Source organism: Thermus sp. NMX2.A1 (genome assembly GCF_000511705.1).
Lineage (GTDB): Bacteria > Deinococcota > Deinococci > Deinococcales > Thermaceae > Thermus > Thermus scotoductus.
This window is the reverse complement of the sequence record NZ_ATNI01000080.1, coordinates 12468-39119: the sequence shown is the minus strand read 5'-3', so window position 1 is coordinate 39119 and position 26652 is coordinate 12468. Positions and strand designations below refer to the sequence as shown.

General features: G+C 65.6%; 30 protein-coding genes and 1 pseudogene. 16 read left to right on the top strand and 15 right to left on the bottom strand.

Annotation, left to right across the window (positions count from 1 at the left end):
• Positions 1-45: 45 nt before the first annotated feature.
• Entirely contained in the window at positions 46-822 is a 777-nt protein-coding gene (locus tag TNMX_RS09540; RefSeq protein ID WP_038031591.1) for a metalloenzyme, read from the bottom strand.
• Between the two features lie 70 nt (positions 823-892).
• On the opposite strand from TNMX_RS09540, the gene TNMX_RS09535 reads away from it, so the two are divergent.
• Together TNMX_RS09535 and TNMX_RS09530 are read left to right on the top strand one after the other, a co-directional pair.
• Positions 893-1483, top strand: a complete 591-nt coding sequence (locus tag TNMX_RS09535) for a DUF981 domain-containing protein (protein WP_038031589.1) — start codon at positions 893-895, stop codon at positions 1481-1483.
• Positions 1484-1558: 75 nt separating this feature from the next.
• Entirely contained in the window at positions 1559-1987 is a 429-nt protein-coding gene (locus TNMX_RS09530) for an OsmC family protein (protein ID WP_038031587.1), read from the top strand.
• On the opposite strand, the gene TNMX_RS09525 is transcribed toward TNMX_RS09530, so the two are convergent.
• The 3 genes from TNMX_RS09525 to TNMX_RS09515 are packed head-to-tail and all read right to left on the bottom strand — an operon-like array spanning position 1984 to position 4051.
• Positions 1984-2739: a zinc ribbon domain-containing protein gene (locus tag TNMX_RS09525; RefSeq protein ID WP_038031585.1), complete on the bottom strand. Its 756-nt coding sequence runs from the start codon at positions 2737-2739 to the stop codon at positions 1984-1986. The two genes, TNMX_RS09530 and TNMX_RS09525, sit on opposite strands and share 4 nt — an antisense overlap.
• Positions 2727-3362: an MBL fold metallo-hydrolase gene (locus tag TNMX_RS09520; protein WP_019551377.1), complete on the bottom strand. Its 636-nt coding sequence runs from the start codon at positions 3360-3362 to the stop codon at positions 2727-2729. Before TNMX_RS09520 ends, TNMX_RS09525 begins: the two co-directional genes overlap by 13 nt.
• Positions 3359-4051, bottom strand: a complete 693-nt coding sequence (locus TNMX_RS09515; RefSeq protein WP_019551376.1) for a sulfurtransferase — start codon at positions 4049-4051, stop codon at positions 3359-3361. Before TNMX_RS09515 ends, TNMX_RS09520 begins: the two co-directional genes overlap by 4 nt.
• A 98-nt stretch (positions 4052-4149) precedes the next feature.
• Here TNMX_RS09515 and TNMX_RS09510 point away from each other — a divergent pair, with 98 nt between their 5' ends.
• Complete coding sequence (locus tag TNMX_RS09510; RefSeq protein ID WP_038031621.1) at positions 4150-4614, top strand: Hsp20/alpha crystallin family protein; 465 nt, start codon at positions 4150-4152, stop codon at positions 4612-4614.
• Between the two features lie 43 nt (positions 4615-4657).
• On the opposite strand, the gene TNMX_RS09505 is transcribed toward TNMX_RS09510, so the two are convergent.
• The 4 genes from TNMX_RS09505 to TNMX_RS09490 form a co-directional block, all read right to left on the bottom strand.
• Positions 4658-5728, bottom strand: a complete 1071-nt coding sequence (locus TNMX_RS09505; RefSeq protein WP_038031583.1) for a MalY/PatB family protein — start codon at positions 5726-5728, stop codon at positions 4658-4660.
• 9 nt (positions 5729-5737) lie between these two features.
• Entirely contained in the window at positions 5738-6568 is an 831-nt protein-coding gene (lgt, locus tag TNMX_RS09500; protein WP_126164419.1) for a prolipoprotein diacylglyceryl transferase, read from the bottom strand.
• Positions 6569-6576: 8 nt separating this feature from the next.
• Complete coding sequence (locus TNMX_RS09495) at positions 6577-6837, bottom strand: glutaredoxin family protein (protein ID WP_126169685.1); 261 nt, start codon at positions 6835-6837, stop codon at positions 6577-6579.
• A 62-nt stretch (positions 6838-6899) separates the two neighbouring features.
• Positions 6900-7376, bottom strand: coding sequence for a DUF456 domain-containing protein (locus TNMX_RS09490; protein WP_019551371.1), 477 nt, complete (start codon positions 7374-7376; stop codon positions 6900-6902).
• A gap of 86 nt (positions 7377-7462) precedes the next feature.
• Here TNMX_RS09490 and TNMX_RS09485 point away from each other — a divergent pair, with 86 nt between their 5' ends.
• From TNMX_RS09485 to TNMX_RS09470, 4 genes are all read left to right on the top strand, one after another.
• Positions 7463-8521, top strand: a complete 1059-nt coding sequence (locus TNMX_RS09485; protein ID WP_038031581.1) for an alanine dehydrogenase — start codon at positions 7463-7465, stop codon at positions 8519-8521.
• Positions 8518-9840 carry an acetyl-CoA hydrolase/transferase family protein gene (locus tag TNMX_RS09480; RefSeq protein ID WP_038031579.1) on the top strand — a complete coding sequence of 441 codons (1323 nt, stop codon included), beginning with the start codon at positions 8518-8520 and terminating at the stop codon, positions 9838-9840. The genes TNMX_RS09485 and TNMX_RS09480 overlap by 4 nt, the downstream gene beginning before the upstream one ends.
• A gap of 279 nt (positions 9841-10119) precedes the next feature.
• Entirely contained in the window at positions 10120-12627 is a 2508-nt protein-coding gene (gene topA / locus TNMX_RS09475; RefSeq protein WP_253269392.1) for a type I DNA topoisomerase, read from the top strand.
• Entirely contained in the window at positions 12627-12887 is a 261-nt protein-coding gene (locus tag TNMX_RS09470; RefSeq protein ID WP_019550693.1) for a hypothetical protein, read from the top strand. The genes topA and TNMX_RS09470 overlap by 1 nt, the downstream gene beginning before the upstream one ends.
• Here the strand turns inward: TNMX_RS09470 and TNMX_RS09465 are convergent.
• Genes TNMX_RS09465 through TNMX_RS09450 form a run of 4 tightly spaced genes read right to left on the bottom strand, consistent with a single transcriptional unit; the run spans position 12829 to position 15435 of the window.
• A complete protein-coding gene (locus TNMX_RS09465) occupies positions 12829-13968 on the bottom strand; it encodes a VanW family protein (protein WP_015718164.1) in 1140 nt (379 codons plus the stop codon). The genes TNMX_RS09470 and TNMX_RS09465 overlap by 59 nt on opposite strands.
• 24 nt (positions 13969-13992) lie before the next feature.
• Positions 13993-14709: a pseudouridine synthase gene (locus tag TNMX_RS09460; protein ID WP_015718163.1), complete on the bottom strand. Its 717-nt coding sequence runs from the start codon at positions 14707-14709 to the stop codon at positions 13993-13995.
• On the bottom strand, positions 14706-15035 hold the full coding sequence (locus tag TNMX_RS09455; RefSeq protein WP_028494118.1) for a nucleotidyltransferase domain-containing protein: 330 nt from the start codon (positions 15033-15035) through the stop codon (positions 14706-14708). The genes TNMX_RS09460 and TNMX_RS09455 overlap by 4 nt, the downstream gene beginning before the upstream one ends.
• Positions 15016-15435 carry a HEPN domain-containing protein gene (locus tag TNMX_RS09450; RefSeq protein ID WP_172640115.1) on the bottom strand — a complete coding sequence of 140 codons (420 nt, stop codon included), beginning with the start codon at positions 15433-15435 and terminating at the stop codon, positions 15016-15018. Before TNMX_RS09450 ends, TNMX_RS09455 begins: the two co-directional genes overlap by 20 nt.
• A 19-nt stretch (positions 15436-15454) precedes the next feature.
• Between TNMX_RS09450 and TNMX_RS09445 the strand changes: the two genes are divergently transcribed.
• Together TNMX_RS09445 and TNMX_RS09440 are read left to right on the top strand one after the other, a co-directional pair.
• Positions 15455-16582, top strand: a complete 1128-nt coding sequence (locus TNMX_RS09445) for an alanyl-tRNA editing protein (RefSeq protein WP_038031577.1) — start codon at positions 15455-15457, stop codon at positions 16580-16582.
• Positions 16583-16586: 4 nt separating this feature from the next.
• Positions 16587-17357 carry an SDR family NAD(P)-dependent oxidoreductase gene (locus TNMX_RS09440; RefSeq protein ID WP_038031575.1) on the top strand — a complete coding sequence of 257 codons (771 nt, stop codon included), beginning with the start codon at positions 16587-16589 and terminating at the stop codon, positions 17355-17357.
• Positions 17358-17454: 97 nt separating this feature from the next.
• Here the strand turns inward: TNMX_RS09440 and TNMX_RS09435 are convergent, their stop codons facing one another.
• Positions 17455-17997, bottom strand: a complete 543-nt coding sequence (locus tag TNMX_RS09435) for an NAD(P)/FAD-dependent oxidoreductase (protein ID WP_015718158.1) — start codon at positions 17995-17997, stop codon at positions 17455-17457.
• A 60-nt stretch (positions 17998-18057) separates the two neighbouring features.
• Here TNMX_RS09435 and TNMX_RS09430 point away from each other — a divergent pair, with 60 nt between their 5' ends.
• Genes TNMX_RS09430 through TNMX_RS09420 form a run of 3 tightly spaced genes read left to right on the top strand, consistent with a single transcriptional unit; the run spans position 18058 to position 21596 of the window.
• On the top strand, positions 18058-19410 hold the full coding sequence (locus tag TNMX_RS09430; RefSeq protein ID WP_038031573.1) for a PASTA domain-containing protein: 1353 nt from the start codon (positions 18058-18060) through the stop codon (positions 19408-19410).
• Positions 19411-19436: 26 nt separating this feature from the next.
• A complete protein-coding gene (locus TNMX_RS09425; RefSeq protein ID WP_026328985.1) occupies positions 19437-19766 on the top strand; it encodes a YraN family protein in 330 nt (109 codons plus the stop codon).
• 42 nt (positions 19767-19808) lie between these two features.
• Positions 19809-21596, top strand: a complete 1788-nt coding sequence (locus TNMX_RS09420; RefSeq protein ID WP_038031571.1) for a menaquinone biosynthesis decarboxylase — start codon at positions 19809-19811, stop codon at positions 21594-21596.
• On the opposite strand, the gene TNMX_RS09415 is transcribed toward TNMX_RS09420, so the two are convergent.
• Together TNMX_RS09415 and TNMX_RS09410 are read right to left on the bottom strand one after the other, a co-directional pair.
• Positions 21593-22483, bottom strand: coding sequence for an HD domain-containing phosphohydrolase (locus TNMX_RS09415; protein WP_052037972.1), 891 nt, complete (start codon positions 22481-22483; stop codon positions 21593-21595). The two genes, TNMX_RS09420 and TNMX_RS09415, sit on opposite strands and share 4 nt — an antisense overlap.
• A gap of 29 nt (positions 22484-22512) precedes the next feature.
• The gene (locus tag TNMX_RS09410; protein ID WP_253269391.1) at positions 22513-23148 is read right to left on the bottom strand and encodes a DUF4388 domain-containing protein; all 636 of its coding nucleotides are present in this window, start codon (positions 23146-23148) and stop codon (positions 22513-22515) included.
• Positions 23149-23221: 73 nt separating this feature from the next.
• Between TNMX_RS09410 and trmB the strand changes: the two genes are divergently transcribed.
• The 4 genes and pseudogenes from trmB (at position 23222) to tatC (ending at position 26633) form a co-directional block, all read left to right on the top strand.
• Positions 23222-24157, top strand: a complete 936-nt coding sequence (gene trmB, locus TNMX_RS09405; RefSeq protein WP_038031567.1) for a tRNA (guanosine(46)-N7)-methyltransferase TrmB — start codon at positions 23222-23224, stop codon at positions 24155-24157.
• Positions 24158-24178: 21 nt separating this feature from the next.
• A complete protein-coding gene (glmU, locus tag TNMX_RS09400; protein WP_038031565.1) occupies positions 24179-25540 on the top strand; it encodes a bifunctional UDP-N-acetylglucosamine diphosphorylase/glucosamine-1-phosphate N-acetyltransferase GlmU in 1362 nt (453 codons plus the stop codon).
• 41 nt (positions 25541-25581) lie between these two features.
• Positions 25582-25791 (top strand): annotated as a pseudogene (locus TNMX_RS13570) (TatA/E family twin arginine-targeting protein translocase); the annotation flags it as partial.
• Positions 25792-25889: 98 nt separating this feature from the next.
• On the top strand, positions 25890-26633 hold the full coding sequence (gene tatC, locus TNMX_RS09390) for a twin-arginine translocase subunit TatC (protein WP_038031561.1): 744 nt from the start codon (positions 25890-25892) through the stop codon (positions 26631-26633).
• Positions 26634-26652: the final 19 nt, after the last annotated feature.

Below are 26652 nucleotides of genomic sequence, written 5' to 3'. Positions count from 1 at the left end.
AGGGCGCCCTCTGCCTGGGGACTTTACCCCAAGGGGGGATTAAAGTCAAGTATTCCGGTCGGATTTTGTAAGTTTAGAAGTGATAATCACTTGCAGCCAGGAAAACACCCCCACGAGGTCCTGCGGCCAGAAGGGGGTTTTCCCGGTATACACCAGGGGTACGGGGTTTCGGGTGTGCTTGGGGTGCCAGGGCTCCTCGGCATTCCCGTGGTCGGAGGTGAGGAGGAGGGTGCCCCCTTCCTCCAGGAAGCCCTTCAGGAACAGGGAGAGCTCGCGGAAGCGCTCGGGAAGGGTATCCGGATGGCGGTGGGCAGCCAGGTCCAGGGCCCAGTACTCCAGGACCACCAGGTCGAAACTTCGGGTCAAGGCCGCCATTCTGGCCCCCACCCCGTGGGGATCCTCCCAGAAGGCGGGAGGGAGTGCCAGGGAATGGCCCAAGGGCAGAAGGGGGAGGCCTGCCAGGAGGGCCGCCTGGGCGAAAGCGGAAAGCATAAGCCTCCTTCCCCCCGTGGCTCGCTTCAGGTATTCCGGGCGGTAGGCGTTGGCGTGGAGGACCCTGAGGCCGGCTTCCTTAGCCCAGGCGTAAAGGCTTTGCCGGAGAAGGGGCCTGAGCCTGGGGCTCGGGAAAGGCCCCTGGTGGTGGCCTAGGAGCCTGGCGGCGTTGACTCCGGTGAGGAGCGTGGTCTGGCCCGTGCCCGACTGGGGCAGGCCCTCCACCCCCAAGGTGGCGTCCAGGGCCCTGGGGGAAAGCTCCAAAAGAAGGGGGAAAAGGTCCTCCAAGGCCTCCCCCAGGCCCAGGCCGTCCACGAAGAGGAAGAGCACCTTTCCATCCTAAGGGGGGGCATCTGTCCTGGAGGGTGAGGGCTATCCTGAGCTTGGGAGGTGAAGGGATATGGGAAGCTACAACCCGCTGGTCTTCGTTTTAGGCCTGGTCACGGCGGCCGGGGTCTCGGGGGTGGCCTACTTGCTCGCCGTGGCCCGGGGTGGGGACGAGAAGGCCCTGGGCCGGCTTTACGGTCCCCTCTTCTTCACCCTTGGGGTCTTTGCCCTTGGGGCGGTGGCCCAGCTCTACTGGACCAACTGGGCGGGCCGTCCGGCGCCCCAGTACACGGAGCTTTTCGGGGTGGCCACGGGGCTTTTCGCCTTCATGATGGTCCTCGCTGGCTTTTACCTCTACCAGGGCCTGGAGCTTAAGGCCCTGGCCTGGCCCTCCGCCTTCCTCGGGCTTTACCTCCTCCAGGGAGCGCGGGCGGTGTTGGACTTCGGCCTCACCCGGAACCCGCCCCTCACCGCCCTCATGTGGGGGGCGGCGGGCCTCGCCAGCCTCGGGATCCTCTTCTACGCCTATAGCCGCCCCGAGGCCCGGCGCACCTGGGCCTACCTCGGGGCTTTGGTCCTGGCCCTGATGGCCCTGGGGGCCTTCCTTACCGGCTTTATGGCCTACTACGGCCACATCGCCAGCGCCGTGGGGGGCGGGGGCTAAGGCGCCTTGGGGTTTGTGTCCCCATGCCCAAAGGGCCTTTGGGCATGGGGTAAGCTTTGGGGGAAGGAGGGTATTATGCCGGTTCGCAAGGCGAAGGCGGTATGGGAAGGCGGGCTTAGGCAGGGAAAGGGGGTTATGGAGCTAGAAAGCCAGGCCTTCAAGGGGGCCTACTCCTATCCCTCCCGCTTTGAGGAGGGGGAGGGGACGAACCCCGAGGAGCTCATCGCCGCGGCCCATGCGGGGTGCTTCTCCATGGCCCTGGCGGCCTCGCTGGAACGGGAGGGATTTCCCCCCAAGCGGGTTTCCACCGAGGCCCGGGTGCACTTGGAGATGGTGGAGGGGAAGGCCACCATCACCCGGATTGAGCTCATCACCGAGGCGGAGGTGCCGGGGATAACCCCAGAGAAGTTCCAGGAGATCGCCCAGGCGGCCAAGGAGGGTTGCCCGGTTTCCCGGGCCCTGGGGGGGGTGAAGGAAATCACCCTCGAGGCTCGCCTGGCCTAACCTTCCCCCTTCCAGAGAAGCCGGCCACAGGAGGGGCAGCGCACCAGCTGCCCCTGCACCACCTTTTGCGCCACGTGGGTGGGCAGGACCACGTTGCACCCCTCGCAGCGAAAGACCTGGGCCTGGCGGTGCATGCGGGCGATGCCGGTGCCCTTCCGGGCCCGGCGGATGGCCTCGTACTCCTTCAGGACAGGGGCAGGGATGGCCTGGGCCATCAGGGAGCGTTCCTCCAGCCTGACGGCAATCTCGGCCTTTAGGGCCTCCACCCGCACCCGGTTGGCCTCCAAGAGTTCTTCCAGGTGGGGCCTTAAGGCCGCCAGCTGGGCTTCCACCTCCTGGATCTCGTTTTCCAGGTTCTCCATGGCCTCCATGATGGGGGTGGAAAGCTCCAGGAGCTCCTTGATGCGGTCCTTGATCTGCTGGATGCGGTTTTCGTACTGGGTCTGCTCGCGGGCGCTTTGGGCCTGGCGCTGCTCGGCCTCCGCCTGCTTTTCCTTGGCGGTGAGGTCCTCGATGTCCAGGCTGTGGCGGTTGTACTCCTTGCGGAGCTCTGCCTGGCGCTCCAGGAGCTCGGCAAGCCGGTCTTCCAGGGCCTCCACCTGGGCCTTCACGGAAACCAGGTCCTCGGGAAGGGTTTCCGCCTCCTTTTGCAATCGGTCTATCTCCAGGTCCTTTTCCTGCAGGTCATAAAGAGCCTTGAGCGCCTCAAGCTGTCCCCTGTGGGGAGCATCCGCCCCGTTCACGTTTCCCATTCTAACCCGAGGAGGAAGGGGTTGGTCTTGGCCTCGAGGGCCAGGGTGGTGGGGGGTCCGTGCCCCGGGTAGACCTCCGTTTGTGGGGGCAGGGTGAGGAGGCGCTTTAAGGAGCGGAAAAGGTCCTCCCGGCTTGCCCCTGGCAGGTCGTAGCGGCCGATGCTCCCTTGGAAGAGGAGATCCCCGGAAAGAACCCGGGGGGGTTCCCCGGCCTCGCCGGGATGGATGAAGGCCACATGGCCGGGACTATGGCCGGGAAGGTGCCAGACGGTGAAGCCGTAAAGGACCTGCCCCTCTTCCAGAGGCTCTACCGGGAGGGGAGGGTCGGGGATGGCGAGGCCCCACATGCGGGCCACTTCCGCCGCATGCCGGTAAAGGGGAAGGTCCAGGGGGTGGAGGAAGACCGGCAGGGAGAGGGCCTCCACCAAGGGGGCCACCGCTCCCACGTGGTCGAAGTGGGCGTGGGTGAGGAGGATGGCCTTGGGGGTTAATCCCGTGGACTCCAAAAGGGCCAGGATCCTTTCCGCCTCGTCCCCGGGGTCTATGAGCACCGCTCCTTCCTTCCCCTCCACCAGGTAGGTGTTTTCCTGGAGGGGGCCCACGCTCAGGCCGTACACCTTCATGGCTCGGTGGGAAGCCCTTCCTGCAGCCACTCGTGCATGGAGCCCAGGTAGTTTCTGGCCCTCACCCCCAGGCTCCTAAGCACAAAGAAGGCCACGGCGCTCCGGGCCCCGGAGTGGCAGTAGACCCCCACCTCCTGTCCCGGCTCCAGGCCGAGTTGCTTTAGCACCTTGTCCGGCTCCAGGAAAAGCTCCAGGGGGGCATTCCGGCTCCCCGGGATCCGTCCCCCCTTGGGGCAGCAGGGGGGGTGGACCTTGCCCTGGTATTCCTCGGGGCTTCGCACATCCAAAAGAAGAGGGTGCCTGGCCGCCTCGTCCGCGGTGAGGAGCCAGTCCCGCCGGAGCTGGGCCCGGGTTTCCGTGCGCTCGGGCTTGGGCTCTTCCCGTTCGGTGGCGTAGGGTTCCCAGCCCTCCGTCCAAAGTTCCACCTCTAGCCCCCCAAGGCCCAGGAAGAAGGCGGTGCGGCAAAGGCGGCTGGTGAGCCCCTCGTCGTAGAGGACCACCGGGCTTCGTAAGCCAAGTTCCTGGAAGAGGTCGGTGAGGCCGGCCTCGAGGGCCTTAAGCTCCGCCTCTTCCCGCAGGCGGAGCCTGGGAACGGAAAGATCCAGGTGGCGGGCGCCTGGCAGGTGGCCTGCCTCGTAGGCGGCCCTGGGCCGGGTGTCCACCAAGACAGCCTCAGGAGGGATCTCCATGCCCTTGATTATAGGGGGCGCAAGGGTAGGTGCATAAGCCTAAAGGTACTTGACAAGAAGGCGCGCAGGTGATATAAGTGAAAAGGGAGGTGATAGGTATGGCCCTGGTTCGTAGGGATGTGCGTCCTGCGGAGATCACTCCCTTCCGTACCTGGGGTCCTTTCTCCCTCCTGGAGGAGGCCAACCGGCTCTTTGAGGAGGTCCTGGGCGACTTTGCCCGGCCCGTGGCCACCTACGTGGCTCCGGCCGACCTCTACGAGACCGACGAGGCCTTGGTCCTGGAGATGGCGGTGCCGGGCCTGGCTCCCGAGGACCTGGAGGTGAGCCTCGAGGGGGGCAAGCTCACCGTACGGGGCCAGGTGAAGCCCGCCGAGGAGGTTAAGGTGCGCCGCTACTACCTGCAGGAGATCCCTCACGGCTCCTTCGTGCGCACCTTCACCCTCCCCGTGGAGGTGGATGCCTCCCAGGCCAAGGCGGAGTTCCGCCACGGGATCCTGCGCCTCACCCTGCCCAAGGTGGCCGAGGCTCGGGCCAAGCGGATCCCCATCGAGGTGGTCCAGTAAGCCCGGAAGCTCCTTCCCTTCCTGGGGAACGTCCCCGGGGGGTTTACACTTTCTTTAGAGCCTCGGCAAGGCGCTTCAGGGCTTCCTCCAGCACCTCGGGGTAGGTGGCGAAGTTGAGGCGCACGTAGCGGTCGTATCCTTCCCCGAAGTTTTCCCCGGGGTTCAGGGCCACCCGGGCCTCCTTGAGGAAGAAGGAGGCCGCCTGGGGAATGGGGGTTTTGAACCAGGCCAGGTAGGTGCCCTCCGGGGGGAAGTGCCCGAGGCCCACCTCCTTGGCCCAGGCCGCCACCCGGTCGCGGTTGGCCCTAAGCCGGGCTAGGGTTTCCCGAAGCCAGGGCCCAGCCTCCAGCAGGGCGGCCTTCCAGGCGGCCATGGCCAACACGTTGGGGAAAGTGTGGGGCAGGTGGCGCTTGAAGGCCTCCACCAGGGGCCTAGGCCCCACCACCGCCCCTATGGGCAGCCCAGCCAGGTTGTAGGCTTTTCCCGGACCCAGCAGGGTGAGGGTGCGCTCGGGGAGGAAGCGGGCCAGGGGCACGTGGGGCTTCTCGTAGGTCAAAGGGGCGTGGAGCTCATCGGAAACCACGATGAGGTCGTGCTTGCGGGCGATGGTGGCCAAGTCCGCAAGTTCCTCTTCGCCAAAGACCCTACCTGTGGGGTTATGGGGGTGACAGAAGAGAAGGAGCCTGCTGGCGTAGGCCAGGCGCTCCAGGCCCTCGAGGTCCAGCCTGTACCCCTCCTCCGTTTCCCGTAAGGGGTTGGCCAGAACCGTGCGCCTTTGCTGGCGGATGGCGGCCAGAAACGGGGGGTATATGGGGACCTGGGTCAAGACCCCCTGCCCGGGTGCGGTGAAGGCGGCCACCGCCCCGTAGAGCCCCACCACCACCCCGGGCATGAAGGCCACCTCGCCTTCCAGGCCCCACCTCTTAAGAAGGAGGGCCTGGAGCTCCTCGTCCCCTTCCCGGGGTGGGTAGCCCAAGAACCCCTTGGCCCTTTCCTCTATGGCCCGGCGGATGGGTTCGGCCACGGGGAAGTCCATGTCCGCCACCCACAGGGGCAGGACACCTTCCGGATAGGTGCTCCACTTGAGGGAGTCCTTGCGGGGCGGAAGCTCCATGGGGTTATCTTAACCGGGGCCCTTCCCCAGCCGGCGGAGCATGTACCAGGAAAGGAGGATGAGGGGCAGGCTCACCACCTGGGTGGCGGTGAAGAGGCCGATGCCCAGCTCGTCATTGCGGTACACGGGAAGCCACAGGGGATTCAGCCGGAAGGGCTCCTCGAGGACCGAGCGGAGCACGCTGTACCAGAGGATGAAGTTCCAGAAGGCATACCCGTAAAAAGGCTTTTTGCGAAGCCAGTAGTAGGAGAGGGGCAGAAGGATGAGGCCCACCAGGGCCCCATAGATCTGGGTGAGGTGCACGGGGCCCCGGAGGAGCTCCGCGCACCGGTACACCTGGGAGATGTCCTCTATGCCAGGGCAGATTCCCGGGAAGCCCTTGGCCCACTCCGGCCAGGTGAAGCCGATGGGCAAGGAGGTGAGGCGCCCCACGGTATCCGAGCCATTCATCAGGTTCCCGATCCTGCCGGCGATGATGCCCAAGGCCACCCCCGGGGTGGCGGCGTCCAGGTAGGGCCAGAGGGGGTAGCCCTTTCGCTTATGGAAGTAGAAGAAGACCAAAGCCCCGCCCAGAATGGCCCCGTGGAAGGAGAGGCCCCCCTGCCAGATGTACAGGACCTCCACGGGGTTTTGCAGGAAGTAGCTGGGGGAGGTGAGCACGTAGCCCAGCCTGGCCCCCACCACCCCGAAGATGACTGCCCAGAAGGCCACCACCTCAAACTTCTCCGCATCCAACCCCCAGGCCCTAAGCCTGCGCTTGGCCAGCTCAAAGCCGATGAAGATGGCCAGGGTCAGGAGGAACCCGTACCACTGGATGCGCAAGGGGCCTATCTGGATCATGGTGGGGTTCATGCCTCACCTCCCTTGGACTCCTGCCAGCGCTCCACCAGGGCCAGCAGGTCTTTCTCGCCAAAGGCTCCTTCCAAAAGCACCTCTTCCCCCAGGAGGAGCACGGGTACCCGGAAGGTGTAGAGGCGGAAAAGCCCGGGGTCCTGGTCCACATCCCGGCGCACATAGGGTATTCCCAGGGTCCAGAGGGCCCTTTCCGCCTTTTCGCAAAGGCCGCACCCCTCGCGGGTGACGAAGACCAGGTCCATGGGGAAAAGCATACCTTGCACTGGGGTAGTACCGCCAGGGGCCCCTAACCTGGTTTGGCCAGGTTGGGGTGCCATCAGAAGATGGCCCGGATCACCAGGATCCCCATGGCCACGTGGACGATCGCCTTGGCCACCACGCCCCCCATGAGGCCCACCAGGGTTCCCCAGGCGGCCTTAAGGGCTTCCTCCGGCCTTCTTCCCGAAAGGTACTCAAAGAGCCAGGCCAGGAGGAAGGGAAGAATCAGCACCCCCAGGACACCCAGAAAAAGGCCTAGGATTCCCCCCAGAAAGGCCCCCCAAAGCCCTGCCCGCCCGGCCCCGTACCTTCTGGCTCCCAGGAGGGTGGCGAGGTTGTCCAGGCTCATGGCCAGAAGGGCCAGGACGCCCAGGGCCAGCCACAGGCCCAGGGAAAGCTCCCGGAAGCCCACCAGGGCCTCGTGGAGGAGGGCGGCCGCCAGGATCAGGAGGGTGGCGGGGACGAAGGGCACCAGGGTGAGGAGCACCCCCGCCCCCCAAAGGACCACGAAGAGCCAGTCGGCGAAGGTATCCATGAAAAAAGCCTAGGGTGGGATTTCATGAGAAGGAAAAGGACATCCGCCCTGAGGCAGGGCCTTAAGCTCGAGGCGAGGAGGCGGGTATGGAGTTTGGCCTACCCAAGGAGCAAGCCGTGGTCAAGACCCAACCCCCCTTCGGGGAGGTGCGGGAGGGGCGGGTGGCCCTTACCCCCCAAGGGGTGCGGGAGCTGGTGGAGAGGGGCCACCGGGTCTATGTGGAGCGGGGGGCGGGGGAGCGGGCGGGCTTCCCCGATGGGGCCTACGAGGAGGCCGGGGCCCGGCTGGTGAGCCGGGAGGAAGCCTTTGGCCGTGGGGAGGTGGTCTTGAAGGTGGGAAGGCCCACCCTCGAGGAGATCGCCTTGCTCCGGCCCGGAGCCACCATCATGGCCTTCATGCACCTGGCGGTGGCGGAATCCTCCCTGGTGGAGGCCATGGCGGAAAAGGGTTTGACCGCCATCGGCTACGAACTCATCGGGGCCGGGGGGAGGCGCCCCGTGCTCAAGGCCATGAGCGAGATCGCAGGCCGCCTGGCCCCCCAGATCGCCGGGAGGCTTCTGGAGGCTCCCTTTGGTCCCGGGGTGCTTCTTTCCGGGCTGCCGGGGATTCCCCCTGCGGATGTGGTCATCCTGGGGGCGGGGGTTTTGGGAAGGGCGGCGGCCCGCTCCTTTTTGGGAATGGGGGCCTCGGTCTACCTCCTGGACAAGGAGTTTTCCGCCCTGGAGGAAGCCTCCAAGGAGGCCAAGGGGGCGGTTGCCGCCCTCATCACCCAAAGCCGGCTGGAGCGGTACGCCGCCTTTGCCGACGTCCTGGTGGGGGCGGTGGCGGTGCCTGGGGAGAGGGCCCCCTTCCTCCTAAGCCGGGCCCTGCTCTCTCGCATGCGCCCGGGGGCCGTGCTCCTGGATTTCGCCATCGACCAGGGGGGGATTGCGGAAACCAGCCGGGTGGGGGTGTACCAGGAGATGGGCATTACCCATTTCTGCCTCCCCAACGTTCCCGCCCTGGTGCCCCGTACCAGCAGCCACGCCCTCACCGCCACCCTTTTGCCCTTTCTCCTGGAGGTGGAGGAGGATCCCTTGGGGGTTCCCGAGCTCCGGCAAGGGGCTTACCTCCTCCTGGGCCAGAAAGGAGGCCACCTGGAATGAGCTACCGCAAGAAGCTGACTTCCCCCGAGGATGCCGTCACCCTCATCCGATCCGGGATGCGGGTCTTCGTTTCCGGAAACGCCGCCACCCCTACCCCCATCCTGAAGGCCCTGGCTGATCGCAAGGACGAGCTTGTGAACGTGGAGCTCGTGCACCTCCTCCAGTTGGGGGAGGATCCCTTTGCCTCCCCGGAGATGGAGGGCCACTTCCGGCGCCGCTCCCTCTTCGTGGGGCCCACCGACCGGGAGGCGGTGAACCAGGGCCGGGCCGACTACGTGCCCATCATGCTCCACCAGGTGCCGTGGCTTTTCAAAAGGAGCATCCTTCCCCTGGATGCCGGCATCGTCCAGGTTTCCCCACCCGACGAGCACGGCTTCTGCTCCCTGGGGGTGGAGGTGATCGCCACCAAGGCGGCCCTCGAGGCGGCTCCCATTGTGATCGCCATGGTGAACCCCAGGATGCCGAGAACCCTGGGGGATACCTTCGTCCACGTCTCCCGCTTCACGGCCATCGTGGAGCTGGACTGGCCCCTGCCCGAGCTGAAGCGGGAGGGCTTTGGCGAGGTGGAGCGGAGGATCGGGGAGCACGTGGCGAGCCTCATTGAGGATGGGGCCACCTTGCAGATGGGCATCGGGGCCATTCCCGATGCCGTGCTGGCCAGCCTCGAGGGCAGGCGGGACTTAGGCATCCACACGGAGATGATCTCCGACGGGGTTCTGGAGGCCTTTGAAAAGGGCCTTATCACCGGGGCCCGCAAGACCCTCCACCCTGGCAAGGTGATCGGCACCTTTGTCCTGGGCTCGGAACGGCTCTACCGCTTCGTCCACGACAACCCCCTCTTTGAACTCCACCCCGCGGACTACGTGAACGATCCCTTCGTGGTGGCCCAGAACCGCAAGATGGTGGCCATCAACTCCGCCATCGAGGTGGACCTCACCGGCCAGGTGGTGGCGGACTCCATCGGCACCCGCATCTACTCGGGCTTCGGCGGCCAGCTGGACTTCATCCGCGGGGCAGGCCGGAGCGAGGGGGGCAAGCCCATCATCGCCCTGCCCTCCACCGCCAAGGGGCAAAGCCGCATTGTTCCCTACTTGAAGCCGGGGGCCGGGGTGGTCACCACCCGGGCCGATGTGCACTACGTGGTCACCGAGTGGGGCATCGCCGAACTCTTCGGCCGCTCCCTAAGGGAGAGGGCCCTGGCCCTCATCGAGGTGGCCCACCCCGACTTCCGGGAGGAGCTTTTGAAAGCGGCGTGGGAGAGGAGGCTTCTGCCCAGGGTTTATCCGGGCATCGACTTGGGGCCTAAGGGTTCTGGCTAGGAAGGCGTTGCCCTAGGTTTTCCTGGTTGTTTGGGGCCTAGCGGCCTTGACAAGTGGGGGGATGAGGCTCCTAAATAGGGGGCGATGCCGAGCAAGAGCCGGCCCGAGGGGGCGCGAAAGGCGACCAAAGGACGAGAGAAAGGCTTGAAAGATACCCAGCGCGCGAGCCCTGCGTCGTCGGCCAGCCTGGATGCCGACCGGGCCGGGACTCCCCGGGAGGGAGGGATTTCCACCCTGGTGGTGGTGGAATCCCCCGCCAAGGCCAGGAGCATTCAAAAGATGCTGGGGCCCGGCTATGAGGTGCGGGCGAGTTTGGGGCACGTGGCCGACCTGCCGGAACGAGAGCTCGGGGTGGATGTGGAGCGGGACTTCGCCCCCACTTACGAGGTGAAAAAGGACAAGAAGCCCGTGGTGGAGGCGTTGAAGCGGGCTGCAAAGGGCAAGCGCCTTCTCATCGCCACCGACCCTGACCGGGAGGGGGAGGCCATCGGCTGGCATGTGGCGAGGCTTCTGGGCCGCGATCCCAAGGAGCCTCTAAGGGTGGAGTTCCACGAGATCACCCCCAGGGTGGTGCGGCAGGCGGTGCAAAACCCGAGGCCCATAGACCAGAACCTGGTGGATGCCCAGCAGGCCCGGAGGGTCCTGGATCGTCTGGTGGGCTATAACCTCTCTCCTCTTCTTTCCCTGGAGTTCCGCAAGCGGGCCCTCTCCGCGGGAAGGGTCCAGAGCGTGGCCCTGCGGCTTTTAGTGGAGCGGGAGGAGGAGATCGAGGCCTTCCGCCCGGAGGAGTACTGGACCCTGGAGGGGGTTTTCGCCCTGGGCCAGGACCGAACCCTTCCCGCAAGCCTCTATGAGGTGGAGGGCAAGCGGCTATGGGCCGGCCAGGGGGAGAAGGAGGGGAAGCTCCACCTGGCGAACGAGGCCCAGGCCCAGGCCTTGGCCGAGGAGGTCAAGGGGCCGTCCTACCGCGTGGTCCAGGTGGAAACCAGGGAGCGCCGCAAATCCCCCCCGCCTCCTTTCACCACCTCCACCTTGCAGCAGGCGGCCAGCAGCCGTCTAGGCTACACGGCAAGCCGCACCATGCGCATCGCCCAGCGCCTCTACGAGGGCGTGGACCTTCCCGAGGGGACGGTGGGCCTCATCACCTACATGCGCACCGACTCGGTGCGGGTTTCCCCGGAGGCATTGCAAGCGGCCCGGGAGGTCATTCAAAGGATCTTTGGCCTCGAGTACCTGCCGGAAGGCCCCAGGGTTTACCGGAACCGCAAGGAGGGGGTGCAGGACGCCCACGAGGCCATCCGCCCCACCGACGTGCGGCGCACTCCCGATAGCGTGAGGAAGTACCTTTCCGACGAGGAGTATCGCCTTTACGACCTCATTTGGCGGCGCTTTGTCGCCAGCCAGATGCGGGATGCCCTCTACGACCAGACGGTGGTGCTTCTCAAAGATGAGGGGGAGAAGCCCCGTTTCACCTTCCGCGCCTCGGGCTCGGTGCTTAAGTTTGAGGGGTACCTGAAGGCCTGGGGGCGGGGGGATGAAGGGGGGGTGGCGCAGGCGGTAAATGAGGGCCAAGAGGCGGAGGTGGAACCCCCCTTGCCCCCGGTGGCGGAGGGCACAGGGGCTGAGCTTTTGGAGGTCAAGGCCCAGCAGCACTTTACCGAGCCCCCGCCCCGGTACACGGACGCCACCCTGGTGAAGACCATGGAGGAGCTTGGCATCGGGCGTCCCTCCACCTATGCCCCCACCCTGGAAACCCTGGAAAAGCGGGGGTACATGATGCGCAAGGGGCGCACCCTGCTGCCCACTCCCCTGGGCCGCCAGGTGACCCACTACCTCAAGGAGCGCTTCCCTCAGGTGGTGGCCTACGAGTTCACCGCCCGCATGGAGGACCGCCTGGACCAGGTGGAGGAGGGGAAAGCCCCCTGGCCCAAGGTGGTTTGGGAGTTCTACGAGCCCTTTCTGGGGGAGCTTTCCCAGGTGCCCAAGAAGACCTGTCCCCGGTGCGGGAGGCCTTTGGAGCTAAAGGTAAGCCGGTTCGGCCAGTTTCTGGGGTGCACGGGCTACCCGGAGTGCACCTACACCGAGCCTTTGGAGAGGAAAAAGGAGGCCGAGCCCATCGGGGAGGCTTGCCCCAAGTGCGGAAGACCCCTGGTGCGCAAGGAGGGCCGGTATGGCAGCTTCATCGCCTGCTCCGGCTACCCCGAGTGCGATTACACCCGGGACGATGGCGAGCCCACGGGGCATACTTGCCCCAAGTGCGGAAGCCAGGTCCTCGAGAAGCGAAGCCGCCGCGGTAAGCCCTACTACAAGTGCGAGAACAACGCCTGCGATTTCCTTTCCTTCTATCCCCTTCTGGACCAGACCTGCCCCTCCTGCGGCTGGCCCTTGGTGAAGAAGGGGGAAGGAGCCTGCATGAACCCTGCCTGCCCGGTTCACGACCCCAAGCTGGTTCCTCCCCCCAAAGCTTCCAGCCGGGCTGCCTCCTCGTCAGGGGATTTGGCTTCCAGGGGCAGGAGGTCCTCCCGCCGCAAGGCCGCTAGGGCAGGAGAAAGCCGCACTGGGGCGAAGGCCAAGGCGAAGGTTCAGGAACCTTCCCCACCCAAACCTCCCAAGGACTGGGAGGAGCTGAAACCCTTCCTTGGGGAACTCACCCCGGAAGAGCGCCAGGCGGCGGAGGCCTTGGCCCTTGGGGAAGTCCTTTCCCCGGAAGCGGCCAAGCTGGCCCAGCGGGCCATCTTCAAGCTACGCATGAAGAAGGGCCGCGCCAGGAAGGAGGCGGTTACCTGATGGAAAGCTTCAAGCTCCACCTCCTGCGCCTGGCCCGGGAGGGGAAGGTGGAGGTACCCGGCGTGCCGGTGCGGGGTTATACCCTGGTGGGGGAAGAAGAACGCCAGGATATGGCCTTTTACCTGGTTCTGGAAGGGGAGTTGGTCATTGACCTGCCCCAAGGCCAGTATCTGCACCTGAAAAGGGGGGAGGCCGCCCGGGTTACGGAGCCCCACCGCCTTGTGCCGGTGGAGCGGGTGGTGCTTCTGGAAGTGGGGTAGGCCCTACCAGGTACACGGCACCCCAGGGCCTGTACACGCTCACCACTTTGTTCTCCAGCACCCGGCCGTCCCGGTAGCGCACGGTGCGCCTCACCTCTACCCTGGCCCCCTCGGCGGCGAAGTCCACCTGTTTGCGCACGCCAGGGGGCAAGGAGGGGGCCGGGATCTCCCGGGGGGGTAAGGGAGGCTTCCTATCGGAGATGAAGGGGCCTTCCCAGCGCACTTCCCGGTCCTTGGTGCCGAAGAGGTGAAAGCGGAGCCGGGTGCCCACCACGGAGCGCTGCACCAGGATGTGCCCCGGGGTGTCGTTCACCACCTTGAGGTCCTTGTAGGGTTGGATCACCGCGGCGTCCAGGCCCGTGGGCTTGTAGTAGGCCACCTGGTAACTGTGGGCGTGGCGCTCCTTTATGGGTAGCCCGGCCAGGAAAAACGCCCGGAACAAGGTGGTGGAAACCTGGCAGACCCCGCCCCCCACCCCCTGCTCCGTGCGGTCCCCTACGATGACGAAGGCTTCCTTGTATCCCTCTTCCTCGGTGATGGGCCCCAGGGCTTGATTGAAGGAGAAGGTGCCCGGGGGGATCAAGAGGCCGTCCAGCTTGCTGGAGGCAAGGAGCAGGTTGTGGGCACGCTCCCGGCTGGAACCCTGGAAGTCCGTTTCCCCGGTGGCCAGGTGCTCCCGGATTCCCAGGGCGTAGAGGTCCTTGAGGCTTGGGGTGGGCGGGAGGTAGCGCACGGGCAGGCGGAAGCTTTTGCGCCCGTTGGCCAGAGCCTCGCGATAGGCGGCCAAAACCTCGGCCTCGTCAAAGGCGAGCCCCTTTTTCTCCACCCCCCGCCAGCGCCCATCCTGCAGGATGAAGCGGGGCCTTTTGGGTTCACGGGCCAGCTTTTTGATGAGGACTCTCAGCTCCTTCTCCGTGGCCACAGGATAGGGTTGGCTACCTACATAGCTGAGAATCTGACCATCTTCAATGACGTCCTCTTCCAGGACCAGGATGGCGGTGATAGGGGAGGAATCAGGGGTGGTGCTACCCTGGGCCAGGGCAAGGCCCAGGGCCAGCGTCCAGGCGAATCGCCGAAGCATGGGGGCAATCTATCACGTGTTCTGTTAAAGGTCTGTGAAAAGCCCCACCACCCGGTACAGGGCTTCCTCCTCCTCTTGGGAGAGGTAGCGCGCCTGTCCTACGGGGAGGTCCCCTAGGGTGAGGGGGCCCAGGGAGAGCCGCTTCAGGTAGAGGACACGGTTCCCTCGAGCCTGGAACATGCGCTTTACCTGGTGAAAGCGCCCTTCCCTCAGGACCAGCTCCACCCGGGTGGGGTCTTGGTCCCAGGAGAGCTCCGCGGGAAGAAGCCGCGTGCCCTCTAGAACCAGGCCCTCTCTAAAGGCCTCCTGGTCCTCCCTTGTGGCGGGGCGTTCCAGATGGACCAGGTAGCGCTTTTCCACCTTGTGCCGGGGATGGGTGAGGCGGTGGAGAAGCTCGCCGTCGGTGGTGAAGAGGAGAAGCCCTTCCGTGTCCTTGTCCAGGCGGCCCACCGGGGAGAGGTCCCGGGTGGGAAAGCCTTCCAGGAGAGCGTAGACCGAAGGGCCTTCCCTCCGGCTGGTCACGTACCCCGCCGGCTTGTGCAGGAGGATGTGGTGGTGGCACCGCAAGACAAGGGGTTCACCGTCCACCTCGAGGCGGGCACCTGGGGGCACGTGAAAGGCTGGGTCCCTGACCACCTGGCCTTCCACCTGTACCTGGCCGCTTCGCACCAGGCGGGCCACCTCCTTACGGCTTCCCAGGCCCAGGCGGGCCAGGAGCTTGTCGAGCCTTTCCCCCCTCATAGCTCCAAGGCTCCTTCCAGCCACCACAGGGCCCCCTTGGCCATGGCCTGGGCGAACTCCTCCGGGGTTAGGCCCTTGGCCTCCACCCGCCCGGGGTTGAGGCCTTGGAGGAAGAGGAAGCGCTCTAAGGGGTCTTTCGGCAGATGGGGGGAGACCACCAGGAGGTCTATGTCGCTTTCCAGGTTGAAGCTACCCCGGGCTACCGAGCCATAAAGGTAAACCCGGGCCTCTCCCAGGGTTGCCCGCACCCTTGTGGCGTAGGCTTGGGCCTCTTCCAGGAGGGCCTCCCAGGCGGCCATTCGCAGCCTAAGGGCTTCCGAGGCCACGCCAAACCTCCTCTGCCCATTTCAGAACGCCCTCGGCTGCCCTTAGGGCCTCCTCAGCCCGGGCCCGCGTGTAGTACTCGTAGGGGCTTCCTTCGGGGTAGGCATCGGGATAGCGGGCGGGAATGTAATGGGCGTCTAAGGTGCGCGCCTTTTCTTCCAAGGCTTCGGGGACCTCATGGCCCGCTTCCTTCAGCGCCTGGAGCAGGCGGATCAGGGCGTGACCAAAGGCGGGCTGTCCTAGTCCCCGTAGCAGGCCCTTAAGGGCGTATTCCCCTGCCTGGTGGGCCTTAAAGCTGGCCCAGTCGTAGTCCCCTTCCTCCAGGTCCCGCTTCCCAGAGGCCAGGGTATGCTGGGCTTGCGCGTGCCATCTTGCCCATTCCTCCCAGTCCAGGGGTGCCATCCTCTTTATTCTAAAGGGCATGAGGCTTTACCAGGAGGACAGCTACGCCACCCGCTTCCAGGCCCGGGTGGTGCGGGCTTGGAGCGATGAGCAGGGCCACCATGTCGTGCTTTCTCAAACCCTCTTTTACCCGGAGTCCGGGGGGCAACCTGCGGACACGGGCGTGCTGAAAGGGGAGTTTGGCCAGGTGCGGGTGCTTTACGTCTTTGAGGAAGCCAAGGCCTTCGGGGATGTGGTGCACCGTGTGGACGGCCCTATCCCCGAGGGAGCGGAGGTGGAGGGAGAGATTGACTGGAACCGGCGGTTTCGACACATGCAGCGCCACACCGCCCAGCACATTCTTTCCCAGGCCCTCCTCAGGGCCGGGGGGTACCACACCATCGCCGTGAGCCTGGATAGCCCGGTTTCCACCGTGGACCTCGAGGAGGAAGTGGAGGAGGCCAAGCTCCAGGAGGCGGAGGCCCTGGCCAACTTCGCCGTGTACGCGGACTACCCCATAGAGGCCTTTTGGGTTTCTGAGGAGGAGCTTGCCCGTTACCCTTTAAGGCGGCCTCCCAAGGTTCAGGGCCAGGTGCGCCTGGTGCGGATCGGGGACTTTGACCTGGCGGCCTGCGGGGGCACCCACCTGAGGACCAGTGCTCAGGCGGGCCCCATCAAGGTCCTGAAGTGGGAGCGGTACAAGGGGGGAAGCCGGGTGTACTTCATGGCGGGGTGGGAGGCTTTGGAGGACTACCATGCCAAGCACGCCCTGCTTTCCCGCCTGGCCCTTTCCTTCTCCACCAGCCCCCTGGAGCTGGAAAAACCGGTGCGTCGGCTTCAGGAAGAGGTGTACGCCCTAAAGGGCGAGAACCTGGAGCTTAAGGAGGCTTTGGTGGAGGCCCTCCTGCCCCGGGCCCTCGAGGAGCGGGTGCTCCTGGTGCCGGCTCCCGTCCTGGGGGACCTGGCCAAGAGGCTTCTTTCCTGGAGCGAGAAGACCTTTTTGCTCCTTTCCCCCGAGGGTCGCTTCGCCGCCCTGGGCCCCGGCCGGCAGGAGGTTTTGGAAAGGCTTAAGGCCCTTGGGGCCAAGGGCGGGGGAAAGGAGGTGGTCCAGGGAAGCCTGCCCAAGGAAAAGGTGGCCGCGGCCTTGGATCCAAGCCTCGTAAGGTGAGGCCATGGGGCTTTTTGAGGGAAAGGGAATCCTGGTGACGGGAGCGGCCCGGGGTATCGGCCGGGCCATCGCCCGGGCCTTCGCCCGGGAAGGGGCCCTGGTGACCCTTTGCGATCTGCATCCCGTGGGGCGGGGGGTGGCGGAGGAGATCGGAGGCTTCTTCGTGCAGGCGGACCTGGCCGAGGAAAGGGACCGGGTGCGCTTCGTGGAGGAGGCAGCCCATGCCCTGGGGCGGGTGGACGTACTGGTCAATAACGCAGCCATCAGCGCCCCAGGGTCGGCCCTGACCGTGAAGCTCCCCGAGTGGCGAAGGGTTCTGGAGGTGAACCTCACCGCTCCCATGCACCTCTCCGCCCTGGCGGCCAGGGAGATGGCCAAGGTGGGCGGGGGGGCCATCGTGAACGTGGCCAGTGTCCAGGCGCTTTTCGCCGAGCAGGAAAACGCCGCTTACAACGCCTCCAAGGGAGGGCTGGTCAACCTCACCCGTTCCCTGGCCCTGGACCTGGCTCCCTTGGGCATCCGGGTGAACGCCGTGGCCCCGGGGGCCATTGCCACGGAGGCGGTACTGGAGGCCATCGCTCTTTCCGAGGACCCGGAGAGGACCCGCCGGGACTGGGAGGACCTTCACGCCCTGAGGAGGCTGGGCCAGCCTGAGGAAGTGGCGGAGGCAGTGCTTTTCCTGGCCTCGGAGAAGGCCAGCTTCATCACCGGGGCCATTCTGGTGGTGGACGGGGGGATGACGGCCAGCTTCATGATGGCGGGTAGGCCAGTGTAGCGCCGCCCCACCCTGGTTTTGCCAGGGTGGGGGGCGGGGCCCGGCCAATCCCTGGCCCGTGCTATTTAGACTTTTACCGATATGGCGAAAAAGGGCATCACGTGGCGTGGTCCTTGTAGGGCTCTCCCCGCAGGTCGGAGATCAAGTGGATGGCCACGTAGGCTCCGTCCCCTGCGCTCACGATGGCGTGTCCCGGCACCTTGCCCCGGGCCACCCCAGCGGCGTAGACCCTGGGATAGCTGGTACGGCCAGCCTCGTCGGTTTCTATGTGGACTCCCTTGCGGGTAAGGCCCAGGAGGGAGGGCAGGGTGGGGTCTTTGTGGGTGCAAAGGAGAAGCCTTTCCGCTTCCACCACGCCCTCCTCGGTTTCCACTTCAAAGACCCCTCCCAGGTCCCGCACTCCCTTGACCACGCCCCTTTGGATCTCTGCCCCGTAGCGGCGGGCGTGCTCTTTTAGCCTCTCTAGAAGCTCCTTGCCCGAGGGTTCGTCCAGCAGGCCAGGGTAGTTGGGGACCCGGCTTACCTGGGCGATCTTGGAATGGCCCCCGTCCAGCACCAGGACCTTAAGCCCGGCCCTGGCGAGGAAAAGGGCCGCGGAAAGACCCGAGGGGCCGCCGCCTACCACGAGAACGTCCCACATACCTTTTAGAGTATATGGGTCGGGAACGGAGGAGAGAAGGCAAGGTATAATCGGCGGCGCATGATCTTGGACGACCGCTACCCGGTGCTGGAGACCCTCGAGGAGAAGGAGGGGATCACCCTTTATCGGGTGGAGGGCGGGGTGGTTTTCTTTTTCCAGGTGCGCACCCCCGAGGACAAGGAGCGCTTTTACCGGTACCGGGCGGCCATCAAACGCCTAGAGGAGCTCGGGCTTGTGGAGGCGGCGGTTTCCGCCAAGCCCGGGCGCTACTACGCCTTTTTTCCCGAACGTCCCCTGGCCCGTAAGGCTCCGCCCCGGGCTGCCCTCGAGGCCCTGGCTCCCTTGGGTTTTGGCCCGGAGCATCTGGCCATGGCCGAGGAAGGGGTGGCCTATCTTTCCCCCTGGCCCCTGGGGTCTAGCCGGCGGGCCTTGGCCCGGGGTCCTTCCCGCCTCCAGCCGGGCTTCCTTCTAGGGGTAGCCCCGGGCCTTCTCCTCTTCCTCCTGGGGCTATGGCTTTTTTCCCAAGGGGTTTACCGCTACTTCAACCCTCCGGAGTACGCTGTGCCGAACCTGGTGGGCAAAACCGCCCGGGAGGCCTTTCTCCTTTTGAAGGATATGGGGCTCAGGCTGGAGGTGGTGGAGGGAAACGACCCGGCCAAGCCCAAGGAGGTGGTGCTGGCCCAGGAGCCTCCACCGGGAACCCGCCTTAGGGCGGGGCGCACCGTGCGCCTCACCCTTAACCAGGCCCGGCTGAACCCTCTGCCCGAGCTCAAGGGACTTCGCCAGGAGGAGGCGGAAGCCCGGCTCTCCGAGCTGGGCTACCGCCTGGCCGGGGTGGCCCAGGTGGAAAGCCCCGAGCCCCTGGGCACGGTCCTGGCCAGCGACCCACCTCCTGGCACCCCCCTGCCTCCTGGGGCCCCGGTGCGGCTTCTGGTTTCCCGGGGTGCTTCCCTGGGTCCCACGGTGCCCCTTCCCCAGCTCACGGGTTTAAGCCAGAAGGAGGCGCTTTTCCTCCTGAACGCCATGGGCCTGCAGGTCCAGGTGGAGGAGGTGCCCTCCGGGGCTCCGCCCGGCACGGTGCTGGCCCAGGAGCCCGCCCCCGGCACCCCCATGCCGCCAGGAAGCGGGGTGCGCCTGAGGGTGGCGGCGAGGGGAGAGGTGCGGGTGGGGGCTTTGAGCCCTCTGCCTGCCCCTAAGCCCGAGGCCCGTACCGTGACCCTGGCCCTGAACCTGCCCCCGGAGGTGGAAGGACGCCAGGTGCGCCTGGTGCTGGTGGACGACCGGGGGGAGCACCTGGTTTACGAGGGGGAAGGCCGTGAGGGCCTGAGGGTTTCGGGTACCTACGAAGCGGTGGGGGAGGCCCACTTCCGCCTTTACCTGGACGGGGAGCTCTTCCAGGAGTGGGCCCCCTGAGGTTTCCCTGGATTGGGGAGGAAGGCGTGAAAGGAGGCTGGGCCGAGGACCTGGCGCTCGCCTACCTTCTTGAGCGGGGCTACCGGCTTCTTGGCCGCAACCGCCGCACCCCCTTTGGGGAGGTGGACCTGTTTCTGGAACAGGACGGGATTTACGTGCTGGTGGAGGTCAAGCAAAGGAGCTCAGGGGCGTTTGGAAGTCCTTTGGAGGCCATTACCCCTAGGAAAGTGGAGCGCCTGCTGAAAAGCGCCCGCTATCTCCTGGGTCGGGACGATCTCCCGGTGAGGCTCGAGGCCATCCTGGTCCACGGGACCCCGAGGGCCCACCGGATAGAGCACCTGGTGTTGGAAGTGTAGGCGGCAATCCTCACGGCTTTCCCCTTTTGGGTAAGCTTGGGGGTGTTTAGGAACCTCGAGGCCTACCTCCAAGCCTTGGAGAGGCGGGGGGAGCTCAAGCGGATCAGGGTACCCGTTTCCAGCGAGTTGGAGATCACGGAGATCGCCGACCGCATGGTGAAGACGGGGGGTCCTGCGCTCCTCTTTGAAACGGTGGCGGGGAAGGATTTCCCTGTGGCCATCGGCCTTTTCGGCACCCGGGAGCGCACCGCCTTCGCCCTGGGGGTTCGGGACCTGGACGAGCTTTCTGAGAAGGTGGCCCGCTTGCTGGAGTTGAAGCCGGGAAGGGGGGGGATCTCCGCCCTCATGGGCCTTCTTCCCAAGCTTCCCCTTCTTAGAGGGTTCTTCCCCAGGTGGGTGGGGAGGGCCCCGGTGCAGGAGGTGATCCTGAAGGGAGAGGCAGTGGACCTCTTCCGCCTTCCCATCCTGAAGTGCTGGCCCTTGGACGGAGGGCCCTTCCTCACCCTGCCCCTGGTGATCACCGAGGATCCGGAGACCGGAGAGCTCAACGTGGGCATGTACCGCATGCAGGTTCTGGACAAAAGGAGCACGGCCATGCACTGGCAGCTCCACAAGGTGGGCCGCCAGCACCTGGAAAAGGCCAGGAAGCTGGGGAAAAAGCTGGAGGTGGCCGTGGCCCTGGGGGGGGATCCCATCCTCACCTACGCCGCCACCGCCCCTTTGCCCCCTCTTCCCGGGGTAAGCGAGTTCCACCTGGCGGGATTCCTGCGGGGTGCACCCCTGGAGCTCACCCGGGGTGTCACCGTGGACCTTCCTGTCCCCGCCGAGGCGGAGTTCGTGCTGGAGGGCTACATTGACCCGGAAGAGCCCCTGGTGGAGGAGGGTCCCTTTGGGGACCACACGGGCTTCTACACCCCCGTGGATCTCTATCCCCGCTTCCACGTGACCGCCATTACCCACCGGAAAAGGGCCATCTACCCCGCCACCATCGTGGGGGTACCTCCCATGGAGGACGCCTACCTTATCGAGGCTTCCGAGCGCCTTTTCCTGCCGCCTTTGCGCCTCATCCTTCCCGAGGTGGTGGACTACCACATGCCCCCGGAAGGGGTGGCCCACAACTGGGTGAACGTGGCCTTGCGCAAGGCCTATCCGGGCCAGGCCTACAAGGTGGCCTACGGGATGCTGGGGCTTGGGCAGATGATGTTCGCCAAGGTGATCGTGGCCGTGGATGGGGATGTTCCGGTGAGGCCGGGGTTTCAAACCCTTTTGGAAGCCCTCAAGCATGCCCTGCCCGGGCGGGATACCCTCCTCCTTCGGGGGCCTATGGATGTGCTGGACCATAGCTCAAGGAGCTTCGCCTTCGGTGGGAAGCTTCTTGTGGATGGTACCCGTAAGCTTCCCGAGGAGGGGGGGGAGGTACCCTTCATCCCCAGGGTTCATGCCGAGCTTCCCCAGGACCCGGAGGCCCAGGCCCAAAGGCAGTGGCCGGGCATCTGGGGGGTTACTTTGGGCAAGGAGAGGCCAGGCCAGGCCCTGGCCCTGGCGGAAAGGCTCCTCAAGACCCCGCAAAGCGCTGGCATACGCTTGATGCTCCTGGCAGACCACGACATCCTCCTTACCCCCGAGGAGCTTCTTTGGGCTGTGCTTAACAACATAGATCCGGAGCGGGATGCCCGGGTGATGGAGGGAGTGGAGGGCCCCGTCTTGGTGCTGGACGGCACCCGCAAGCTGCCCCAGGAGGGCTTTGCCCGCACCTGGCCCGAGCGCATCCTTATGGATGCCCGGATCAAAGCCCTGGTGGACTCCCGCTGGGAGGAGTACGGCTTTTAGGCGGTTCGCAGGGCCCGGTTGCGAAGGAGGGCGCTTTTAAACGCCCGGACCACCTCCCGCTCCAGGCGTCCTTGGCGGACCTCGTTTTCCAGGGCCTGCAAGGCTTCCTCGGGCCGGGCTACCTTGCGGTAGGTGCGCACGCTGGTCAAGGCATCGTAGATGTCGGCGGCGGTCACCGCCTGCACCAAGAGGGGTATCTGGGTAAGGCCGTCGGGGTAGCCGGAGCCATCCAGCTTCTCGTGGTGCCAGCGCACGTAGGGTTTTAAGCGGGTGTAGGCCCTTAGGGGCCGGATGATCTCGTCTCCCTTCACCGGGTGCTCCCGGATAAGGCGCCACTCGTGCTCCGTGAGGGCGTAGTCTCCCCGCAAGATGTGGTCGGGGATGCCGATCTTGCCCACGTCATGAAGAAGCGCTCCCATGTGGAGGTCCTCGAGCTCCTCGGGTTTCGCCCCGAGTTCCTCCGCGGCGTACTGGGCCACCCTTTTCCCGTGGCCTGCGGTGTAGACGTCCTTGGCCTCCACCGCCCGCACCAGGGCGAGAAGAGCCCTTTCCAGGTCCTCCAGCTTCTCTTGCAGTTTCCGGCGCGCCAGATGGCCCTTGACCCGAAGCCTGAGCTCCGCCAAATCCACGGGGCGGTTTAGAAAGTCGTCGGCCCCGGCCTCAATACCCTTAAGGCGCACCTCCCGGTCCCCATCGGCGGTGAGGAGGATGACGGGAAGCAAGGGGTCCAGGGCCTTTACCCTGCGGGTGAGCTCGAGGCCGTCCATGATGGGCATGTGCAGGTCGGTGAGCACCACATGGGGGAGGCTATCCCGAAGGAGGTCCAAGGCCTCTTGCCCGTTTCTCGCCTCCTGGACCTCCACACCTAAAGGCTCCAAGGCCCGCATGAGGAGGAGGCGCTGGATGGGTTCGTCGTCTACCAGCAACACCCTTTTGCATGGGGGAACTGGGGGTGTTTCATAGCCTCACCCCGCTGAGTAGCTGGTCCAGAAGCCCTGGGCGGCTGCTCTCCATTTGCCCTGTGCGTTGCACCAGCCCTTTCCGCTCCAGGCGGAAGAGGTGAAACCGAACCAGGTCCAGGGGCAGGCTGAGGGCCTTGGAGAGGCCTTCTGCGGACACCCCCTTTTCCAGGTAGGGAAGCGACTTGGCCAGAAAGCTTTCCTCCGGGAGGTGCTTCTTGGCCCTTGAAGATGGCCTTGGGATGGGGGAAGTACGGGCGGTAGCGCTCTAGCTCATCCTGGAGGGTGACGGTGCTCAGAAGAACCTTCTCCACAGGCCAGTTCAAGCGCACCTTGTGCTTGGGCTTGGCTCCGGGGAGGAACTCGAAGCTGCCCTCCCGGGCTTGCAGCAAGGCTTGCAGGGTGGCTTTGGCGGCCAGGGCCTCGAGGGGCTTGCCGTGCTGGTCAATGGAGCGGATATAGCCGGGCTTCAAGTAAAGGGTGGTGGCGGGAATATCCTTCACGTTCCAAGTTTCCAGGGCCCCCTCCTTGTGGGCGAGAAGCTGGAGGAGCTTCTCGAGGGGCAGTGCATTGAGGCTTCCAAACAGGGCCATAACCCAACCTCCTGCCTTCACCCTAGAGCCCCCCCTGTGAAAACGATTTGAAAAGGCCGTATAATCCCCCCTTGTGCTGGTGCGGCCCGCCCTTCTTCCCCTTTGGCCTCCTCGGGTGAAGGACCTCTTTGGCCGGGAAGGGCCCTTGGTCCTCGAGGTGGGCTTTGGCGACGGGCGCTTCACCGCGGAGCTTGCCAAGGCCCATCCGGAATGGCTCATCCTGGGGGCTGAGGTCTCGGCGGCCAGCGTCCTGAGGGCCTATAGGCGCCTGAAGCGCGAGGGCATAGGAAACGTGCGCCTTTACCACGGGCAAGGCCCCTTCGCCCTGAGGAACCTGGTGCCGCCGGGGAGCTTAAGGCGGGTCATCGTCAACTTCCCCGATCCCTGGCCCAAGAAGCGGCACCAGCGGAAGCGGCTTTTGCAGGAGGGATTTTTCCGCAGGCTTTCCACTAGGCTCATGGGGGGCGGGGACCTCCTCCTCACCACCGACCACGAGGAGTACTTCCGCTTCGCCCTGGAGGAGGCGAAACGGAGCGGGCTTTACCGGGTGGAAGTTAAGGAGCCCCCTGAGGCCCACCTGCGCACCAAGTATGCCCTCAAGTGGAAGGAGGCGGGCCGGACCTTCTTCCATGCGGTGTTCACCAAGGTGGCCGAGGATCCCACGCCTTGGCCGCCCATAAGGAGGTACGAGGTGGCCCATGCGCTGTTAAGGGGGGAACTGCCCAAGGAGCTTACCCTTGCCAAGGCTCCCGTGGCCATCCCCGGGGGGGTGGCGGTCTTTCTGGAGGTAGCCCGGGGGGAGGAAGGGTTTTACGTGCTCACCCACGTGGAGGAAGAAGACCTCACCCAGGATTTGCTTCTGGAGGTGAGGAGGAGTGCCCACGGACTCTACGCAGGGGTTAGCCGCTTCGGTAGCCCCCTCATCACCGAGGGGGTGAAGGAGGCGGTGCGGGCCCTGGTGCGGGAGCTCGGGGGGGTGGGCCTCGAGGTGGTCCAGGACCACACCTAGCCCACGCCCTAAAATAGCCCTATGCACGCCCATGTGATCCTGGCCGCCGGGCAGGGGACCCGCATGAAATCCCGCCTGCCCAAGGTACTCCATCCCCTCCTGGGCAAGCCCATGCTGGCCTATGCGGTGGAAACGGCCCTGGCCCTGGAACCCCAAAGGCTGGTGGTGGTGGTGGGGCATGGAGCCGAGCAGGTGATGGAGGTCCTAAAGGCCTATCCGGTGGAGGTGGCGGTGCAGGAAGAGCAGCTCGGCACCGCCCACGCCCTTTTGCAGGCGGAGCCCTTGCTAAAGGACTTTCCTGGCCCCACCCTGGTTACCCAGGGGGATACGCCCCTTCTTCGCCCGGAAACCCTAAGGGACCTTCTGGAAAGGGTGGAGGAGGGAGCGGGGATGGCCCTCCTCACCGTGGAGCTTTCTGACCCCACCGGCTACGGCCGCATCCTGCGCCAGGGGGAGGAGGTCTTGGGCAGCGTGGAGGAGAAGGATGCCTCCCCTGAGGTCAAGGCCATCCGGGAGGTGAACGCCGGGGCCTATGCCTTTGACGGCTTCCTCTTCCAGGCCCTTAAGGAGGTGCGAAACGAAAACGCCGCCCGGGAGTACTACCTCCCCGACCTCATCGCCATCTACCGGGCCAGGGGGCGGAGGGTGGTGGCGGTGAAGGGCGTGGTGGAGGAAGCCTTGGGGGTGAACACCCGGGAGGAACTCGCCCGGGTGGAGGGAGTGCTCCTTTCGGCCTTGCGCCGGGAGTGGATGCGAAAGGGAGTGCGGATGATCCTTCCCGAGAGCATCTACCTAGAGGCCAGCGTGGAGCTGGCCCCGGACGTGACCCTCTGGCCAGGGGTGGTGCTTAAGGGAAAGACCCAGATCGGCGAGGGGGCGGAGGTGGGACCCTATGCGGTCCTCGAGGACACCCTCCTGGAACCGGGGGCCCGGGTATTGGCCCACACCGTGGCCCAGGGGGCGGTGATCGGTAGGGGAGCCGACGCCGGGCCCTTTGCCCGGCTACGCCCCGGGGCCGTTCTCAGGGAGGGGGTCCACGTGGGCAACTTCGTGGAGGTGAAGAATAGCCTCCTCCACCCCGGGGTCAAGGCGGGGCACCTGGCCTATTTGGGGGATGCCGAGGTGGGGGAGGGCACCAACATCGGGGCCGGGGTCATCACCGCCAACTACGATGGCAAGCGCAAGCACAGAACCTTCATCGGCAAGGGAGCCTTCATCGGTTCCAACAGCGTGCTGGTGGCCCCGGTGCGGGTGGGGGATGGGGCCATGGTGGGGGCGGGGAGCGTGATCACCCACGATGTGCCCGAGGATGCACTGGCCGTGGCGCGGGAGAGGCAGCGGAACCTCGAGGGCTACGCCCGGCGCAAGCTGGAGGGGGACTAGGGTTTCACCTTCCTTTCAGCCCGGGTGGTAAACTGGGGGGTATGAACCTGGGCATGCCGGAAATCCTGGTGATCCTGGTGGTGGCCCTCCTCATCTTCGGGCCCAAGAAACTCCCCGAGCTCGGCCGTTCCCTGGGCCAGAGCATCCGGGAGTTCAAGCGGGGGGCCCAGGAGATCCGGGAGGAGCTGGAGAAAAGCGTGGACGTGCGGGAAGATAAGGGCCCCGAAGGGGCTAGGCTGGCTAGGGAAGATAAGGGCCCCGAAGGGGCTAGGTTAGCTAGGGAGAAGCCGGTTTCTGAGGCTTCCTCCAAGGCCCCCGAGGTTTCCGAACCCCAAGAGGAGCGCAAGGCTTGAAGGAAGCCCCACTGGTTGAACACCTGGAGGAGCTCAGGGCCCGTATCCTCTGGTCCCTGGTGGCCTGGGTGGTGGGTACGGGGGTGGCCTGGAGTTTTAGGGTCCAGCTCCTGGAGTGGCTGAAGCGGCCCTTGGACCTGGCGGCCCAGCAGAACCACATCCAGGTGAACCTCATCGTCTTGGACATCACCGAGCCCTTCTTGGTTTCCTTGAAGGTGGCGGCCTTCGGGGGGCTGGTGTTGGCCCTGCCCTTCATCGTCTACCAGGTCTGGGCCTTCATCGCTCCTGGGCTTTACGAGCACGAGAAGCGGCTGGCGGTGCCCTTCTTGCTGGGGGCTGGGTTTAGCTTCGCCTTGGGGGCCCTCTTCGCCTACTACGGCTTTTTGCCCTTCGCCATACCCTTCCTCCTGGGCTTTTTGGGTGAGGTCATCACCCCGCAGATCTCCATCGGCCGCTACATGGGCCAGGTCCTCATGATGATGGGGGTCATGGGCCTGGTCTTTGAGATGCCGGTGGTGAGCTACCTCTTGGCCCGCCTGGGGATCCTTTCCTCCACCTTCCTGGCCCGCAACTGGCGGATCGCCGTGGTCCTGCTCCTCACCCTGGCGGCCCTCATCACCCCCACGGTGGACGTGGTGTCCTTGGCCATCGTTACCGGTCCCCTATTGGTCCTTTACTGGATCTCCGTGCTGGTGGCCAGGGTGGCGGAGCGGGCCAGGCCCAAGGAAGAAGCCGCTTGACACCCTAAGGGGCTTTGCC